Origin of the sequence: Pandoraea cepalis (assembly GCF_902459665.1) — a bacterium.
In the GTDB taxonomy this organism is placed as follows: Bacteria; Pseudomonadota; Gammaproteobacteria; order Burkholderiales; family Burkholderiaceae; genus Pandoraea; species Pandoraea cepalis.
This window is the reverse complement of record NZ_CABPSL010000015.1, coordinates 13,665-30,727: the sequence shown is the minus strand read 5'-3', so window position 1 is coordinate 30,727 and position 17,063 is coordinate 13,665. Positions and strand designations below refer to the sequence as shown.

Below are 17,063 nucleotides of genomic sequence, written 5' to 3'. Positions count from 1 at the left end.
TTCGATGCCCGCGATGCGAGAATGAAAAATATTCCAACGAATTGTCGTGCATCGCCGTCGCGATGCCGCCCAGGCGTCAAGCCTTCACGCACTTCCCGCACATAGAGGACACCATCATGTACGAACGCATTCTGGTCTCGATCGACGGCAGCACGCCGTCGAACCGCGCCATCGATGAAGCCGTCAAGCTCGTGGCGCTCAGCCAGGGCAAGATTCGCCTGGTGTCGGTCGTTCCCTCGCTAGCCAACGCCTACGCCGCCGGCGCCTACAGCGGTTTCGTGCCGTTGGAGAGCCAGGAGTCGTTCGAGAAGGAAACCGCGGAAATTCTGGCCAAGGCACAAACCGACTTGAAGCAGCGCGGGGTCGATGCCGAGACGAACATGATTACGCTCGAAGCCGGTACCGACGAAATTGCCGACGCAGTGCTGCGCGAAGCGCAAGCGTGGAATGCCGACGTGATCGTGCTCGGTACGCACGGTCGCCGCGGCATCAACCGACTGCTGCTGGGGAGCGTTGCCGAAACGCTGCTGCGCATCACCACGCTGCCGATCCTGCTGGTCAAGGCCACCGACAAGTAATCCCGCAAGCGCCCGGCTTCGCCAGCGCAAGCGACACGACGGCACGCTCCCCAGCGTGCCGTTTTGCTATTGCGGTCGCGCGACGCCGCGCGCCGCCATGCCTTTCATCGAATGCCCGCACGCATGAACGACTGCACGAACTGGCGCTGAAAGAGCAGAAATGCGATGAACAGCGGCGCGGCGGTCATCAGCGTCGCGGCCGTGATCATCGTCCAGTCGATGCCCTGATCGGTCGACGCAAACACCTGCAGGCCAACCGTGAGCGGACGTGTCTCGACGGAGTTCGTGACGATGAGCGGCCACAGGAAGTTGTTCCAGTGGTGACTGATCGACACCAGCGCGTAGGCGACATACACCGGGCGGGCGAGCGGCACATACACGCGCCAGAGCACCTGCCACGCGTTGGCGCCTTCCACGCGCGCCGCGTCGTCCAATTCGCGCGGCACGGTCTTGAATGCCTGACGCAACAGAAAAATGCCGAACGCCGACGCGAAGTACGGCAACGCAATGCCGAAGATCGTGTCGCGCAGTCCCATCCAGGCGATCGTGCGATAGTTCTCGACGATCAGCACGTCGGGCATGACCATCAGTTGGAGCAGCACGACCATGAACGCCACCTCGCTGCCGCGAAACGTGAAGCGGGCAAACGCATAGGCGGCCAGCGTGCCCAGCACGAGTTGCGCCGCCAGGATCACCGTCACCAGAACGAAGGTATTGACGAGATAGCGCCCAAACGGGGCAGCCTGCCATGCTTGCACGAAATTCGCGAGCGTGAGCGGCGCACTCATGGAGAAGTGCGTGGCGTAGGCCGACGGATGGAACGCGCTCCACAGCGCATAGAGCAACGGCAGCAGCCACAGCAGGCCGAGCAGCCATGCACCGACGACGTCGAGCGGCGTCGTGTGACCGGTTGCGGAAAACACCGCAAGCGCGGCGCCTGGCTTTGTGGGCCGGCGGGGGCGCGTGTTCGGGCGGGCAGAGGTCGTCATTGATAATGCGTGCGTGAGTCGAGCAGACGGAATTTCACGAAGGCGACGACGGCGAGCAGCGTGAGCAGGACCACGGTGAGCGCTGCCGCGTATGAGGTATCCCAGAAACTGAAGGCCACCTGATAGATGTAGTACAGGAGCAGTTGCGTGGCGTTATCGGGTCCGCCGCGCGTCATCACGATAATGTGATCGACGAGACGGAACGCGTTGATAACGGCATTGATCACCACGAACACGGTCGTGGGCATGAGCAACGGCCACTGAACGCGGCGAAAGAACTGCCAGCGCGAGGCGCCTTCGAGCGCCGCCGCCTCGGCAAGGGTGGGCGAAATCTGTTGCAGTGCGGCCAGGTAAAAGATCATGAAGAACCCGGCCTCTTTCCAGATCGTCACGACCATCAGCGCCGGGAGTGCGGTGTCGGGTTGCCCGAGCCAGTTGTGATCGCCCCACCCGAGTGCCTGCGAAATCTGCGCGATGAGACCGTACTGCGGCGTGTAGAAGAACAGCCAGATGTTCGCCACGGCGATCATCGGCAAAATCGCGGGCGTGAAGTAGGCGAGGCGCAATAACGTGCGCCCCGGCACCTGCCGGTGCACCCACAGCGCCATGGCGATCGCGAGCGCAATCGCAACGGGCACGGTGACCAGCGCGAACAGGAGGTTGTTGCGCAGCGCCTGCCAGAAGTCGGGGTCGTCGATCAGAAGCCGATAATTCTCGGTGCCGACAAAGACAGACGGCATCCCGGCGCGACCCGTCGAGAAAAAGCTGTGCCACAGCGTGGCGACGGCCGGATAGTGGGTGAAGGCGACGAGCAGCACCAGCGCCGGAGACAACAGCAGCCAGGGCACCCACGAAGCAGAGGAGCGATTCATCGACGGTCCATCGATTCAACAGGCGAGGCCGTGAAGATCGCGATCGCCGCGACGTTCAGGGCCCCGCATTTCAACGAGACTGACAGCGAAGTCGGGCGAGCGCCAGACTCATCGAGCGTACGGACGCAGGATGCGATCCGCTTCACGTTGCGCGTCGTCCAGCGCCTGCTTGGGCAACTTGGTGCCGGTGAGCGCCGCTTGCAGGGCGTCGTTCAGGGCCTTCGTCACGCGCTGGTTGTCGTGCGTCGAGAACTCGGCCACGCTCACCGCGAGCTGATCGCGTGCCACGGCCGCAGCAGGCACCTTCTGCACATATTGCTTCATCGCCGGGGTTTCCCAAGCCGCCGGCGTCACGGCCACGTAGCCCGTGTCGATACCGAACTGCGCCGCACGCTCAGGCGAAGTGGCCCACTTGATGAACGTCATCGCCGCCTGCTTTTCTTCCGGCGAGGTCTTCTTGAACACATAGAAGTTGCCGCCGCCCGTCGGACTGCCGCCGCGCACCTTGGCCGGCATCTTGCCGACACCGAACGGGAACGTGGCGTTGGTCCGGATGTTGGTCAGGTTGCCGGTGGTCGTGTAGATGATGGCCGCCTTCTTCTCGAGGAAGTCCTTCGGCGTGGTGCCCCATTCGATCGCCCCCGTCGGCATCGCCTTGTACTTCGTCGCGAGATCGACCCAGTATTGCAACGACTCGACGGCCTGCGGCGCGTTCAGGAACGTTTTGGTTCCCGACGGATTCATCAGTTCGATACCCGCCGGCGTGGTGAACGCCTGGAACAGCCAATACGGGAAGCCCACGGACGGCACCTTGATACCCCATTGCGTCACGTTGCCCGATGCGTCGCGCCTGGTGAGCTTCTGCGCGTCGCTGGCCAGTTCGGCCCAGTTCGCCGGCGCGCGGTCCGGGTCGAGACCCGCCTCACGGAACATGTCCTTGTTCCAGTACATGACGATGGTCGAGCGCTGGAACGGCACACCCCACGTGTGGCCGTTGACGCGCGAGTTCAACATCAGCGCCGGGTAGAAGCCGTCGAGCCACTGCTTGTCGGCCGGCGTGTTGGCGATGCTGTCGATGGGCACCACCGCGTCTTCGTCGATCAACGTGAACACGTCGGCGGCAGCGAGCACAGCCAGTTGCGGCGGCGTGCCCGCCTTCGCGGCCGTCAGGGCCTTGACGACGGAATCCTGGTAAGTCCCGGCATACACCGGCTTGACCTTGATGTTCGGATGATCCTTTTCGAAGTCGGCCACCAGATCGTTGATGATCTTCGTCACCGGACCACCGACGGCCACCGGGTAATAGAACGTGAGTTCCACCGGCTTCGCCTGCGCGATGGCCGAGCCGCTCAGGCCACCCAATGCCAGTGCGGCCAAACTGGCCGAAAACGTTTTCAGAATCGTGCGTCGCATATCGTTTGGTTCCCCATGTAAGCGTCGTGGTGATGTGACAGGTTGTCGATGCAGGGCCGCTGTCGCGCCGCACCGAGCCGATGCGTCAGGCCCAGTGGCCGCCCTCGCGTCAGACGTGTTGTTCTGGGTTTTGCAACATCACTGTGGCCCCCGGAAGCGGCCGCGCCGGTGCATGCGCGGTCTTCGGTGCAACGACGGACTCGGCAGCGTCGATCGCCACACCGCCCGCTGCGCCCGTCACGAGGCGTTCCCCGGAGGTCGCGTCGAACAGATGCTGGTCGGTCGCCGCCCATTGCAGACCGATGGCGTCGCCCACGGCGAACGGCCGATGGCCGGGCACCCGCGTGGTGATCGTGCCCGCGTCGCCAAGCGTGCAGGCAACGAGCGTGTCCGCGCCCAGATATTCGATGGCGCTCACTCGGGCGAGCACTGCGCCCAGCGACGTGGGCGGAACCGCGCGCACATGCTCCGGGCGCAGGCCGAGCAGCGCGGTGTTGCGCGCACCGGCCGCCGCCAGCGCCGGGCCGGACTGCCCGGCGGGCACCAGAGCGTCGCCATGGCGGACGAGACGCAACAACTGCATCGGCGGCGTGCCGATGAAGCTCGCGGCAAAGTGCGTCGCGGGGGTGGCGTAGAGCGTGTGCGGGGCACCGCACTGCTCGATGCGGCCCTCTCGCAGCAGCACGACCTGATCGGCCATGCTCATCGCTTCGGTTTGATCGTGGGTCACGTAGACAAGCGTCATGCCGAGCTGCTGTTGCAGCGCCCGGATCTCGCGACGCATTTCCTGACGCAGTTGGGCGTCGAGATTCGAGAGGGGTTCGTCCATCAGACACACGGACGTCTCGGCAATCACCGCGCGGCCCAGCGCCACACGCTGCTGCTGACCGCCCGAGAGTTGCGACGGCTTGCGCTCCAGGTACGGCGCCAGCCCGAGCAGCGACGCCACACGCGCCAGACGCTGCGGATACTCGCGCGCCGGTTCGCCGCGCACGCGAAGCCCGAACAACAGGTTTTCGCGCACCGAGAGATGCGGGAAGAGCGCGTACGACTGGAACACCATCGAGAGCTGGCGACGCGCAGGTGGCAGCGCGGTCACATCGGCGCCGCCAAGCAGAATGCGCCCGGCGCTCGGCGTATCGAGGCCTGCGATCATGCGCAGCAGCGTCGACTTACCGCAGCCGGACGGGCCCAGCAGCACCACCAGCGAGCCGGCTTCGGCGGTGAAACTCACACCGTCGAGCGCACGTGTATTGCCCCACTGCTTGCAGACGGATTCGATGATGAGCGAGGACATGGCCAGATGAGCGCAGCGCCACCCTCAACTAACGCGGGTGGCCGTATCGGAAAACCACGACCATAACCGCCCATCGATGGCAGTTTGATGACACCACGCGCCGGCCTTCGGCGCGTTCTGTCAGGCGGCGGACTGCCGGCGCTTGGCGCGCAGCAGCGCCTTCGAGATGATGCGCGTCTCGGACGTGGCGGCGCCGGTACGGCGCGCCACGGCGTCGCGGAAGAAGCGGCGCGTCTCGTCAGCAACGGTTTCACGCTCGTTGTCCATCGTCAGAATGTGATAGCTCTCGCCGAGCAGGCACTTCTGTTTCACCTTGGACGACACCCCGTCGTAGACGATGCGCGCGTTGTGCGGGCTCGACGTGTCGTCGTCCACCGCGTGAATGACGAGACAATCCGCCGTTACCCGGTCCAGGCGCGCGCGCACATGGGCGGCGAGACGTCGCGCGTGATACAGGTGCGCGAGGGGCAGCGACGCCGCGCCGATTTCGGACGCATCGTGCAGCGACATCGACTTCGCCACGCGTGCGCGCAGCACTTCGTTCTTCAGGCCGAACGGCGCGCGCTCGCGATAGCGATAGTAGTGGCGCAACGGCGTATGGAAGCCCAGATCGATGAGCGGGTAATACCACGGGATGGTCCAGCCGTCGTACACGAGGGTGACGGAGAGCAGCGAGAGCGCTGTCACATCCGGTTCCTCCTCCGCGACGGCCAGGCTCAACGTGGCGCCGATACACAAACCGCACAGCGACACCATCGCGTGCGTCGCCCGCAGTTCACGATACTTCGCCCGCGCGGCGGCAATCCAGGCGCGCCAGTCCGAGCATGGCCCGCCGAGTCCGTAGCCTTCGATGTGTGGCACCCAGACGGTGTAGCCCTCGCGATGCAACGCCTTCGCCACCGGACGCATTTCGAGCGGCGTGCTCGACAGCCCCGGCAGCATCAGCACCGCGTGCTCGCCGCCCTTGTAGAAAATATCGTCCTGGAACATGGTCAAATCCCGCCGGAGACGACGGGCGTCTCGGTGACAGCGTGCGCCGTGGCTGCCGGTGTGAGCGTCTGCAGCGGCGCAACCGGACGCACCGTCGGCCCCGCATGCAAGCGCAAAATCACGTATGTGCCAACGTGCGCGCGAAAATACTGCAATTCGCAATGGCACATCTCGTAGCCGCCGTCGCGCGTGCGGATGCGCAGATTGTGCGCGCCATGATGGGGGCGCTCGCCATCGACGGCAAACAGCCCCGCCATACGCTGTGCGTCCTCCGGATGCAGCAGCGCGCGCAGCCCCTCGCGCTTGACGACGTCGGGCGCGACGCCCGTCGCCCGGCGAAAATGCTCGTCGATGTATTCGTAATGCGCGGCCGGATTGGACAGATAGAAGATCGTATCGAGGTGCTTCGTCAGATACGTCATCAGCGCATTGCCCAGTTGTACCGAGTCGGACAGGAGCATGCGCTCGTTTTCGGCGCGCAGCAGCATCTCATAGCGTGTCTGCGCGACCTCGCCGATCAGCTCGGCGCGATACTGGGCACGGCGCAAACGCTCGATCAGCACGACGGCAAGCGGCGTAATCAACAGAAAGCCGGAGACGATCAGCACATCGCGCCGGTCAAACTGGGCGATGTCGCGAAACGGCGGCACGAAGAAGAAGTCGAAAATCGGGATGCTGATGATCATGGCCATGATCGCCGGCCCCAATCCCCAGGTGAATTCGACAATGATGACGGCGCAGGTAAAGAAGATGCCCGGCATCGAGTGATCGAGCACCGGGTGCAGCAGGCTGCGCACGAGAAACGCGGCAAAAACCACGAGCAACGCCCCGACGTAACGCTTCGCGCCGGGTTCCGCCCACCGTCGGGCGTTTCTGATATCCATGATGCCTCGCCCGGCCCCGCCGGTGCTCAATAATCCAGGGGGCGACCGATAACACGGCGCCGCCGTTACGAAATATTACGGATTATCGCATGCCAGGCATTGACATTTCGTGACGGCTAACCCTAATTCAGTAGCGCCTTAACAACATGGGACGGGGGGCGGCGCCCAAACGGCACTCAGCGCAACATGAACGACATCGCCGAGAGGCAGTTCAGTACCCGAACCGCCGCCTCGACGCTTGGCGCGACGAATTGCAGCGTCACGCCGTCGACGCGCTCGAGCGTCGGCCACTGGCAGAAGAGGTCGGCCAGCGCGGGGGTCTGTGCCTGCAGGCGCACCTCGACGGGCGTCTCGACCCGGTAGGCATGCCACGTGCGCGGGTCCGCGAGCGATGCCTTGGCGGCGTCGCGGATCAGGTCGCACGACTGGTTCGGGTTGAGCGTCATGCCACTGCCCTGTCCCCAGGCGGCCTTCGTCTGCACGTAATGCGCATGGGGGAAGATCAGTTGCGTCTCTTCGCAGAAGACGTCGTCGCCGCTGGCCATGACCATCGGCACACCGCGCTCGCCGGCGAGCGCGCCGTACAACATGGCCTCGCTCGCTTCCTCCCCCGCGAGCCACACACGCGCGAAGGCGAAGCTGTTGATCGTATGCGCCAGGATCCCGGCACTCTGCGATCGGCTGTGGTAGCCGATCATGAAGAGCGCATCGCAACCGGCCTCCACCCCCGCCACCATGCCAAGATAGCGCGGCTTGCCCAGCACGAGACGGGCGCGCGGATCGAGTTCGTCCGGCAGCAGGTTGCGAAAGCCGCCGTGCGAATCGTTGACCATCACTTCGGTCGCGCCGCCGGCAAACGCGCCTTCGACCGCCGCATTGGCCTCGAGCGTCATCCAGCGGCGCGCGCGTTCGTATTCGCCATTGCCCGCCCGGGTCTGTTCGGCGTGGAAGACGCCCGCGACGCCTTCGATATCGGTGGAGATCAGAATTCGCATGATGTCGGCTCTGTCGTGAAAGGCTTACAGCGAGGCCCAGTCGGGCAGCACGTCGGCGAGGGCACGGCGCACGTGCGCGTCGCGCCCGAGCACCGACTCGGCCGCAAAGAGCGCGTGCAGGATCGCCTGCTCGGTGGCGTCCGCCGTGGCTTGGAAAATCGGATCGAGCAAGGCGTCCGGCACAAGCGCGGCGGGGGCGACGCGGCCCGTCGCGTCATGCGACACCGTATAGCCTGTGGTGAAGGCGAGTGCGACATCGCCGCTGCCGTGACCGTACACGGACCCGGTGCGCGCCAGGCCGGCACCGGTACGCGTGGCGACCCGGCGCAATTGGCGCGCATCGAGCGGCGCGTCGGTGGCCACCAGCATGATGATGGAGCCGCGCTCAGGCGCCGCGCTCAGCGCCGGCTGCGCCAGACGCGCATCGAGCACCGGCCCGACATGGCGGCCGGCGATCGTCAGTTGCGACGGACGGCCGAAGTTCGACAGCACGAGCACGCCGACGGTAAAGGTCGCCCCGGCCGTCTCGAGCATGCGCGACGCGGAGCCGACACCGCCCTTGAGACCGAAGCTCGACATGCCGCGCCCCGCGCCGACCGCGCCTTGCGCGACATCGCGCGACGCGTTCGCCAGCGCCTGCGCATAGTGCGCCTCGGTCACGGCAAACGCCTGCATATCGTTGAGATAACCGTCGTTGCATTCGAGCACCGTCGGATTCAGCGACGGGCTGCCACGGCCGATGTCCGGATTCGCCGCGATCGCCGCGCGCAACTGGCCAAGCACCACGTGACTGACGGAAAACGTGTTGGTGAGCGCCACCGGCGCCTCGAGCACGCCGAGTTCGTCGATCTGCATCAGACCGACGCTCTTGCCGAATCCGTTGATGACGGCCGCGGCCGCCGGAATCTTGTTCCGGAACGGGTCCCAGCGGGCGTCGGGCACTTCCGCGGCGGCAGCGTTGGCGGGCGTCGGGCACACCACTGTCACGCCCGTCTGCACCGGGCCTTGCGCGAGCGTGGCATGACCGACGTACACGCCCGGCACGTCCGTGATCGCATGGCGCGGCCCGGCCGGCAGATGCCCCACGTAGGGCGCACCGAACAAGGCTTCGCGCGGGTCCGTCGACGGTATCATGCGGCGCTCCTGCGCAGACATCAATGCCGATCGAGCTTCGGATCGAGCGCGTCGCGCAGGCCGTCGCCCAGCAGGTTGAACGCGAGCACGGTCAGGAAAATGGCCAGGCTCGGGAAGATGGCAATGTGGGGGGCGTTGACCATGTCCGCGCGGGCTTCGTTGAGCATGGCCCCCCACTCCGGCGTGGGCGGTTGCGCCCCCAGACCCAGGAACGACAGACTCGCGGCGGTGATGATCGATGTGCCGATACGCATCGAGAAATACACGACGATGGACGACACCGTGCCCGGCAGGATGTGCCGCATGATGATCGTCCAGTCCGACGCCCCGATGGAGCGCGCCGCTTCGATATACGTCAGATGTTTGAGCACCAGCGTGTTACCACGCACGAGCCGCGCGAAGGCCGGGATCGAGAAGATGGCGACGGCGACGATCACGTTGATCATGCCGTTTCCCAACACAGCCACCACGCCGATGGCGAGCAGAATGCCCGGGAACGCGAAGAGCACGTCGGAAATGCGCATGACGATGCGATCCCACCAGCCTTCGTAATAGCCCGCGAGCAGCCCGAGCACCGTGCCGATCACCGCACCGAGGGCGACCGATCCGAACCCGGCGGCCAGCGAAATCCGTGTGCCCGCCAGCACGCGGCTGAAGATGTCGCGCCCCAGCGAGTCGACACCGAACCAATGCGTCGCCGACGGCCCGGCGTTCAGGGCGTCGTAGTCGAAATAGTTCTCCGGATCGAACGGCACGAGGTGCGGCGCGAGAATCGCGATGATGACGAGGGCGAGCACAAACGCCCCGGCGACCATCGCGATGTGCTGCTTCTTGAATTTGCGCCAGAACTCACGCCACGGCGTGCGCACGCGCGTTTGGCTGGCGGAGGCCGCGGCGTTGGCGGTAGTAGTCGGTTGACCCGCGTTCATGGTGCGTGCCTCACTTGTAGCGAATGGTCGGGTTGATGACGGCGTACAGCACGTCGACCACGAGGTTGATCAGAATGAACTCGAGCGAGAACAGCAGCACCAGCGCCTGGATCACGGGGTAGTCGCGCATCTCGACCGAATCGATCAGCAGACGCCCGAGCCCCGGCCAGTTGAAGACCACCTCGACGACAATCGAGCCGCCGAGCAGGAAACCGAACTGCAAGCCCATCATGGTGACGACGGGAATCATGGCGTTGCGCAGCGCGTGCTTGAAGACCACGCGCATTTCATTGAGCCCCTTCGCGCGCGCCGTTCGCACGAAGTCCTCGTGCAACACGTCGACGAACGCCGAGCGGGTGAAGCGCGCCATCACGGCGGCCACGGCCGCCCCGAGGGTGATCGACGGCAGGATATAGCTCTTCCACGAATCGGCGCCCATCGTGGGCAGCCAGCCGAGCTGCACCGAAAAAACCTGCATCAGCAGCATCCCCAGCGCGAAGGCGGGGAACGAAATACCGGAGACGGCGAACGTCATGCCCAGCCGGTCGGGCCAGCGGTTGCGCCAGACCGCCGAGGCGACCCCGAGGCCCATGCCGATGATCACCGACCAGATCATGCTCACCAGCGTGAGCCACAGCGTCGGCATGAAGCGGCTGCCGATCTCTTCGGAGACTGGCTGCTTGCTGCGCATCGACAGCCCGAAGTCGCCACGCACCGCGTGCGTGATGAAGTTCGTGAACTGCGTGAGCAACGGCTTGTCGAGGCCGAGATCCTGGCGCACCAGCGCCACGGTCGCCTCGTCCGCCTGCGGACCGGCGGCCAGACGCGCCGGATCGCCCGGCAACATGTGCACGAAGGCGAACACCAGCACAGCCACGATCAGCAGCGTGGGAATCAGGCCGAACAGGCGCTTGAGAGAGTAATTGAGCATCGCAGTCTTGCCGAACGTCTTGCCAAACCATGTCTTGCGGTAAACCGCGCCGCCAGCCAATGCCGGCGGCGCGGGCACGTCACACTTGCGCGCGGCGCTTACTTCATCGAGATATCGGTGAAGTTGAACGATCCATCAGGCATCGTGTAGACGCCCGACAGGTTCTTGTTGCGCGCATACAGCAGCTTTTCCGTCACGAGGAACGCCCACGGCGCGTCGTTCCAGATCTTCTTCTGCGCGTCGGTATAGAGCTTGGCCTTCTCGGCGCGGTCGGTCGTGAGCAGCGCCTTGTTGAAGTCGGCATCCACCGCATCGTTCTTGTAGTACGCCGTGTTGAACAGCTTCGGCGGGAACGACTCGGAGGCCAGCAGCGGACGCAGCGCCCAATCGGCTTCGCCCGTCGACGACGACCAGCCCACGTAGTACATACGCACCGGTGCCTTGTCGGGATCCGGCGCCGACTCGACGAGGTCGACACGTTGACCGGCTTCGAGCGCGCGCACCTGCGCCTTGATGCCGACCTGCGCCAGTTGCTGCTGCACGAACTGGATCACCTTCTGCGCCGTCGTGAACGTGTAAGCCGACCAGAGGGTGGTCTCGAAGCCGTTCGGGTAACCGGCCTCCTTGAGCAGCTCTTTCGCCTTGGCCGGGTTGTACGGCCACGGGCCGGTCTTGGCGGCGTAATCCACCCCGTTCGGCACCACGCCTTCAGCCGGCGTGGCGTAGCCCGAGAAGGCCACCTTCACCAGCGCTTCCTTGTTGATGGCGTAGTTGATCGCCTGACGCACGCGCACATCGTCAAACGGCTTCTGGCGGGTGTTGAAGCTGACATAACGCTGGATGATCGACGGGCCGGCGATCACATCGACCTTGCCGCTGGCCTTCAGGCTGGCGGCCTGCTCATACGGCAACGGGAACGCGAACCCGGCTTCGCCGGTCTGCATCACGGCGGCGCGCGTGTTGTTGTCGACGACCGGCTTGAAGGTGATCGTGTCGACCTTGGGATAGCCCTTCTTCCAGTAGCCGTCGAACTTCTTCACCTTCACGTAATCGGTGCGGTTCCATTCGACGAACTCGAACGGGCCGGTGCCGACCGGGTGCGAGGCGATGTCCTTGCCGTACTTCTTGAGCGCCTCGGGCGAAATGATCACGGCCGATGGGTGCGCCAGCGTGTTGATGAACGGCGAGAACGGCTCCTTGAGCGTGAACTTCACCGTATGCGGATCGACCACTTCCGTCTTGGCGATTTCCTTGTACAGGTTATAGCGCTTGAGCTTGTTGTCCGGGTTCGTCACGCGGTCGAAGTTGGCCTTGACGGCGGCCGCATCGAAGGTCGTGCCGTCCTGGAACTTCACGCCCGACTTGAGCTTGATCGTGTAGACGAGGCCATCCGGCGACACCGTATAGCTGTCGGCCAGCACGTTGATGAGCTTCATGTCCTTGTCGAAGCCGAACATGCCCTCGTAGAACGACTTGGCAACGGCTTGCGACAGCGTATCGTTGGCGTCGTACGGGTCCATCGTCGTAAACGTCGACTGCACGGCCATCACGACATCCTTGGCGGCGAACGCCGGGGCTGCACTGAGCACCGCGGACGCCATGGCGACGGACGCGATCGCGGTTTTCCAGCGAGCGCCCAACAAAGCGTTTTTCGACATCTGTCTTTCTCCTTCTTGTCTGACGGGGTCGCCGCGAGCGCGTCTTGCGACTGCGTCCCTTGGCGGGCATTGTGGCTACAACGAGAACTGCAACTGGGGACTGCCTGAACTACTGAATCACCTTCAATAAGCGCCGGCCACGCGGTGACGCGCCACGAAGTGCCCCGCGCCGACTTCCACCAGCGGCTGCACCTGCGGTTCATCGCCGACCGCGCGGATCGGGCTGGGAATCTCTTCCGTCAACAACTCGCGCTTGGCGTGACGACGCGACGGATCCGCAATCGGCACCGCCGACATCAGCTTCTTCGTGTACGGATGCTGCGGGTTTTCGAAGATGGCGCGACGCGGCCCGATCTCCACGATCTGGCCGAGGAACATCACCGCCACCCGATGGCTGATGCGCTCGACGACCGCCATGTCGTGCGAGATGAACAGGAACGCGATGCCGAACTCCTTCTGCAGATCGAGCATCAGGTTGATGATCTGCGCCTGCACGGACACGTCGAGCGCCGAGACGGATTCGTCGGCGATCACGACCTTCGGCTTGAGAGCCAGCGCCCGTGCAATCGCAATACGCTGGCGCTGCCCGCCCGAGAACTCGTGCGGATAGCGCTGGGCGTAATCGGCCGGCAGTCCAACCCGCTCAAGCAATTCGGCCACGCGCCGCTCGGCCTCGGCACCGCTGGCCACGCCGTGCACGAGCAGCGGCTCCATGATCGAGAAGCCCACGGTGAGGCGCGGATCGAGCGACGCGAACGGATCCTGGAAAATGAACTGGATGTCGCGGCGCAACCGCTGCAGCGCGCGCCCTGCGAGATCCTGAATCGGCTTGCCGCCGAATTCGATGGAACCGCCCTGGCTGGCGACCAGACGCAACAACGCGCGGCCAGTGGTCGACTTGCCGCATCCGGACTCGCCCACGAGACCCAGCGTCTCGCCGGGATACAGATCGAAACTCACGCGCTCGACGGCGTGCACGCGTCGCTTCACGCCGCCGAACAACCCCGACGGCACATCGAAGCGGGCGACCAGATCCTTCACGCGCAGGATCGGGCCGGCGTCGGTCCGCACCGGCGGTTGCGGCGTTTCCGCCACGGGCTTGGCGTCGGCCGGGGCGTCGTAGCGCAGCAGCGGAAAACGCGCCGGCAGGTCGGTCCCCTGCATCGAGCCCAGACGCGGCACGGCCGAGAGCAGTGCCTGTGTGTAGCGCTCGCGCGGCGCCGCGAAAATCTCGCGCGACGGCCCCTCTTCCACCGCGTCGCCGCGATGCATGACGAGCACGCGGTCGGCCACTTCCGCCACCACGCCCATGTCGTGCGTGATGAATACGACCCCCATGTGCATCTCCTCTTGCAGCGCACGAATCAACTGCAGGATCTGCGCCTGAATCGTCACGTCCAGGGCGGTCGTGGGTTCGTCGGCAATCAGCAGGCCCGGCTTGCACGACAACGCCATCGCGATCATGACGCGCTGACGCATTCCGCCCGAGAGTTGATGCGGGAAGCGGTCGAGCACGCGGCGTGCTTCGGGAATGCGCACGAGTTCGAGCATGCGCAGGGCTTCGGCACGCGCGGCGGCGGTGTCCTTGCCCTGGTGCAGGCGAATCGATTCGGCAATCTGTTCACCCACCGGGAACACCGGGTTGAGCGAGGTCATCGGCTCCTGGAAGATCATCGCCATGTCCGCGCCGCGAATGCTGCGCATGGTGCTGCCGCTCGCGCGCGTGAGGTCGACGAGCGAGCCGTTGCGGCGGCGCATGACCATCGAGCCTTGGGCGATGCGTCCCCCCCCGGTCTCGACGAGGCGCATGGCGGCCAGCGACGTCACCGACTTGCCGGAGCCCGACTCGCCCACGATGGCGAGCGTCTCGCCACGGTCGACATGGAACGACAGGTCGCGCACGGCCGTGACCATGCGCTCGGACGTCGCGAACTGCACGGTAAGGCCGCGCACGTCGAGCACGCGCTCGTCGGGCAACGAAATCGTAGGGGTTGTCTTGCGCTCTGCCACGCCTGTCCTCGCTAATCTTCGCTTGCTGGTCTGAATCTTGATTCGGCGTGATGCCGTGTGATGCCGTGTGACGCCAAGTGATGCCAGGCGATACCGAGGGCCAGACCGATGACGGCCAGGCCCCTCGCCTTGGAGCGTTACTCGTGAATGGACGTCACGGGCGTCTCGCCCACGCGGGCCACGCCTCGATACATCCCTTCGGTATTGAAGGGCAGTGCGACGTTGCCTTGCGCGTCGACGGCGATCAGGCCGCCACGACCCTGCACGCGCGGCAGCCGCTCATGAATCACGCGCTCGGCGGCATCGGCGAGCGACAGGCCCGCGTAGGCCATCAGCGCGCCCACTTCGTAACACGCCACCGTACGGATGAACGCCTCGCCGGTCCCCGTCGCCGAGACGGCCGCTGTCGCATCGTTCGCATAGCACCCGGCGCCGATGAGCGGCGTGTCACCCACGCGGCCGACTGCCTTGTTCGTCATGCCCCCGGTGGACGTCGCGGCCGCCACGTGTCCCTGCATGTCGCATGCCACGGCCCCGACTGTGCCGAACTTGGTGTCGGGATCGATCGGCTCTTTCTTGAGCGGCATGTCGTGGTCGAGCGCAACCGCCGCATCGGCCAGCGCGCGTTGCCATTGGGCGTAGCGACCTTCGGTGAAAAAGTACCCCGACTCGACCAGTTCGGCGCCGTTGGCCGCCGCGAAGGCTTCCGCGCCCTCGCCCATGAGCAACACATGCGGGCTATGTTCGAGCACCGAGCGGGCGGCGAGAATCGGGTTGCGCACGCGATGCACGCAGGCAATGGCGCCCGCGTCGAGCGTGGCACCGTCCATGATGGCCGCGTCGAGTTCGTGTGTCCCCTCGTGGGTAAACACGGCGCCGCGTCCCGCGTTGAAGCGGGGACAATCTTCGAGGTGACGCACGGCTTCGGTGACGGCCTCCAGCGCCGATCCGCCCGCGGCGAGCACGGTTTGGCCCGCGCGCAAGGCGTCGGCCAATGCCTCGTGATAGGCCGCGATTTCCGCCGGCGAGGTGTCGCGGCTGATGGTTCCGGCACCGCCATGAATGGCAATGACCGCGCGTTGGGCGTGACTCATGAGGCTTTGTCCTTTCTGTCCTGACGGCCCGGCGCAAGGCGGGGCATGGCCGGTGGGGCCGGGTTCGGTTGGCTTTGCATCGTGACGCCTGCCGCCGTGGTCGCGCTTGTCAACGCCTTCGCCGTGGCCGTGGTGGCCACCGTGCGTTGCGGCGTAACGATTTGACCCACGGCCGATCCTGCCGGCACGTTAGCCGGACGGCCTGCCGTGGCCGCCGGGGCCAGCGAGGCGGAATCGAGCCACGGCAGCAGGAAATCGGTGAGTTCCGTCGCGCGATCGACGGCGTGTTTGGCGCGTTGGGCAACGGCGTCGCACAGGGCGTCGATCATCGCCAGCACGCTCGCTTCCGAGTTGCTGGACAGCCGCGGCTTGCTGCGCACGAAAATCACGATGTCGCCAAGCGGAGCCAACGGCGACGTCGGACTGTCAGTGAGCGCCAACAAGGGCACGCCGCGCCCGCGCAGGCGTCGGCAAAGCGTGATGGTGTCCGTCACATACCGCGGGAAGGCGAGCGCGATCACCAGATCGCCCTCGCGCAGTTTGAAGAGCTGGCGCGCAGCATGCGTCGATCCCCCGGCGCCGACCACTGCCTGCACGTTCTCACAGTATGGATCGAGACCGTGATGCAGCAGGCCGGCGAGATAACCGCTCGCGCCCAGCCCCAGCACGTAGATGCGCCGCGCCTGCAGAATCGCGTCGACGGCACGCTCGCAAGTGGCTGCGTCGAGCGTGCGACGCGTCCATTCGAGGTTCTCGGCGGCTTGCGCCAATGACGCCGCCATCACATCGGCACTGGCGCTCGCCTGCGCTTTGCTCGTGCGCAGGCTTTCGATGGGGGCCAGTGTCGCCTCGAACCCGCGCACCATCGCGGCCCGGCATTGCGGATAGCCGTCGAAGCCGAGCGCGCGGGCGAAGCGATTGACAGTGGCGAGCGACACGCCGACGGCGTCGGCAAATTCGTCGATACGCATGGTCGCCGCACGAAACGTGTTTTCGAGCACGAACGCCGCCATGCGCTGCTGCGCGGGCGTCAGATCGGGCATGGCGCGCACGATGCGCTCGGTGAGCGGCAAATCGGCGGGCAACGAATCGGCGTTAATCATGGACCAAGGCGTTCTATGGGTGACGAAGAAAGTATATTTTCATTGACCCCCCGTCAAAAGAAAAAAAATAGTTCAAATGAGGGCGAGGCGAGCGCGCGTCCCCTCGAGTTTCGCGGCAACCCCTGTCAAAACAAGGGGGAAGCCCGCCATCGAGACGCAAAAAGCGGTCATACTAGGGGAAACCCG

General features: G+C 65.3%; 15 protein-coding genes. 1 reads left to right on the top strand and 14 read right to left on the bottom strand.

Annotation, left to right across the window (positions count from 1 at the left end; all coding sequences use genetic code 11):
- The first annotated feature begins 116 nt into the window (after positions 1-116).
- Positions 117-578 carry a universal stress protein gene (locus PCE31106_RS17285; RefSeq protein ID WP_017233675.1) on the top strand — a complete coding sequence of 154 codons (462 nt, stop codon included), beginning with the start codon at positions 117-119 and terminating at the stop codon, positions 576-578.
- A 104-nt stretch (positions 579-682) separates the two neighbouring features.
- On the opposite strand, the gene PCE31106_RS17280 is transcribed toward PCE31106_RS17285, so the two are convergent.
- The 14 genes from PCE31106_RS17280 to PCE31106_RS17215 form a co-directional block, all read right to left on the bottom strand.
- Positions 683-1,501 (bottom strand): carbohydrate ABC transporter permease, encoded by an 819-nt coding sequence (locus PCE31106_RS17280; protein ID WP_017233674.1) that lies wholly within the window; start codon positions 1,499-1,501, stop codon positions 683-685.
- 62 nt (positions 1,502-1,563) lie between these two features.
- Positions 1,564-2,439, bottom strand: coding sequence for a carbohydrate ABC transporter permease (locus PCE31106_RS17275; protein ID WP_150564132.1), 876 nt, complete (start codon positions 2,437-2,439; stop codon positions 1,564-1,566).
- Positions 2,440-2,547: 108 nt separating this feature from the next.
- Positions 2,548-3,852: an ABC transporter substrate-binding protein gene (locus PCE31106_RS17270; RefSeq protein WP_150564131.1), complete on the bottom strand. Its 1,305-nt coding sequence runs from the start codon at positions 3,850-3,852 to the stop codon at positions 2,548-2,550.
- Positions 3,853-3,961: 109 nt separating this feature from the next.
- The gene (locus PCE31106_RS17265) at positions 3,962-5,149 is read right to left on the bottom strand and encodes an ABC transporter ATP-binding protein (RefSeq protein WP_017233671.1); all 1,188 of its coding nucleotides are present in this window, start codon (positions 5,147-5,149) and stop codon (positions 3,962-3,964) included.
- A 120-nt stretch (positions 5,150-5,269) separates the two neighbouring features.
- Positions 5,270-6,139 carry an alpha/beta hydrolase gene (locus PCE31106_RS17260; protein WP_150564130.1) on the bottom strand — a complete coding sequence of 290 codons (870 nt, stop codon included), beginning with the start codon at positions 6,137-6,139 and terminating at the stop codon, positions 5,270-5,272.
- Positions 6,140-6,141: 2 nt separating this feature from the next.
- Complete coding sequence (locus PCE31106_RS17255; RefSeq protein ID WP_150564129.1) at positions 6,142-7,023, bottom strand: DUF4118 domain-containing protein; 882 nt, start codon at positions 7,021-7,023, stop codon at positions 6,142-6,144.
- A 176-nt stretch (positions 7,024-7,199) separates the two neighbouring features.
- Positions 7,200-8,018, bottom strand: coding sequence for a M55 family metallopeptidase (locus PCE31106_RS17250; protein WP_150564128.1), 819 nt, complete (start codon positions 8,016-8,018; stop codon positions 7,200-7,202).
- 24 nt (positions 8,019-8,042) lie between these two features.
- Positions 8,043-9,152, bottom strand: a complete 1,110-nt coding sequence (locus PCE31106_RS17245; protein ID WP_254441145.1) for a DmpA family aminopeptidase — start codon at positions 9,150-9,152, stop codon at positions 8,043-8,045.
- 20 nt (positions 9,153-9,172) lie between these two features.
- A complete protein-coding gene (gene gsiD / locus PCE31106_RS17240) occupies positions 9,173-10,081 on the bottom strand; it encodes a glutathione ABC transporter permease GsiD (RefSeq protein WP_017233666.1) in 909 nt (302 codons plus the stop codon).
- 10 nt (positions 10,082-10,091) lie between these two features.
- Complete coding sequence (gsiC, locus tag PCE31106_RS17235; protein WP_026131899.1) at positions 10,092-11,012, bottom strand: glutathione ABC transporter permease GsiC; 921 nt, start codon at positions 11,010-11,012, stop codon at positions 10,092-10,094.
- Between the two features lie 98 nt (positions 11,013-11,110).
- Positions 11,111-12,670 carry a glutathione ABC transporter substrate-binding protein GsiB gene (gsiB, locus tag PCE31106_RS17230; protein ID WP_150564127.1) on the bottom strand — a complete coding sequence of 520 codons (1,560 nt, stop codon included), beginning with the start codon at positions 12,668-12,670 and terminating at the stop codon, positions 11,111-11,113.
- Positions 12,671-12,793: 123 nt separating this feature from the next.
- On the bottom strand, positions 12,794-14,680 hold the full coding sequence (locus PCE31106_RS17225; RefSeq protein ID WP_150564126.1) for a dipeptide ABC transporter ATP-binding protein: 1,887 nt from the start codon (positions 14,678-14,680) through the stop codon (positions 12,794-12,796).
- A gap of 137 nt (positions 14,681-14,817) precedes the next feature.
- Positions 14,818-15,774 carry an isoaspartyl peptidase/L-asparaginase family protein gene (locus PCE31106_RS17220; protein WP_150564125.1) on the bottom strand — a complete coding sequence of 319 codons (957 nt, stop codon included), beginning with the start codon at positions 15,772-15,774 and terminating at the stop codon, positions 14,818-14,820.
- Complete coding sequence (locus PCE31106_RS17215) at positions 15,771-16,877, bottom strand: MurR/RpiR family transcriptional regulator (RefSeq protein ID WP_150564124.1); 1,107 nt, start codon at positions 16,875-16,877, stop codon at positions 15,771-15,773. Before PCE31106_RS17215 ends, PCE31106_RS17220 begins: the two co-directional genes overlap by 4 nt.
- Positions 16,878-17,063 lie beyond the last annotated feature (186 nt).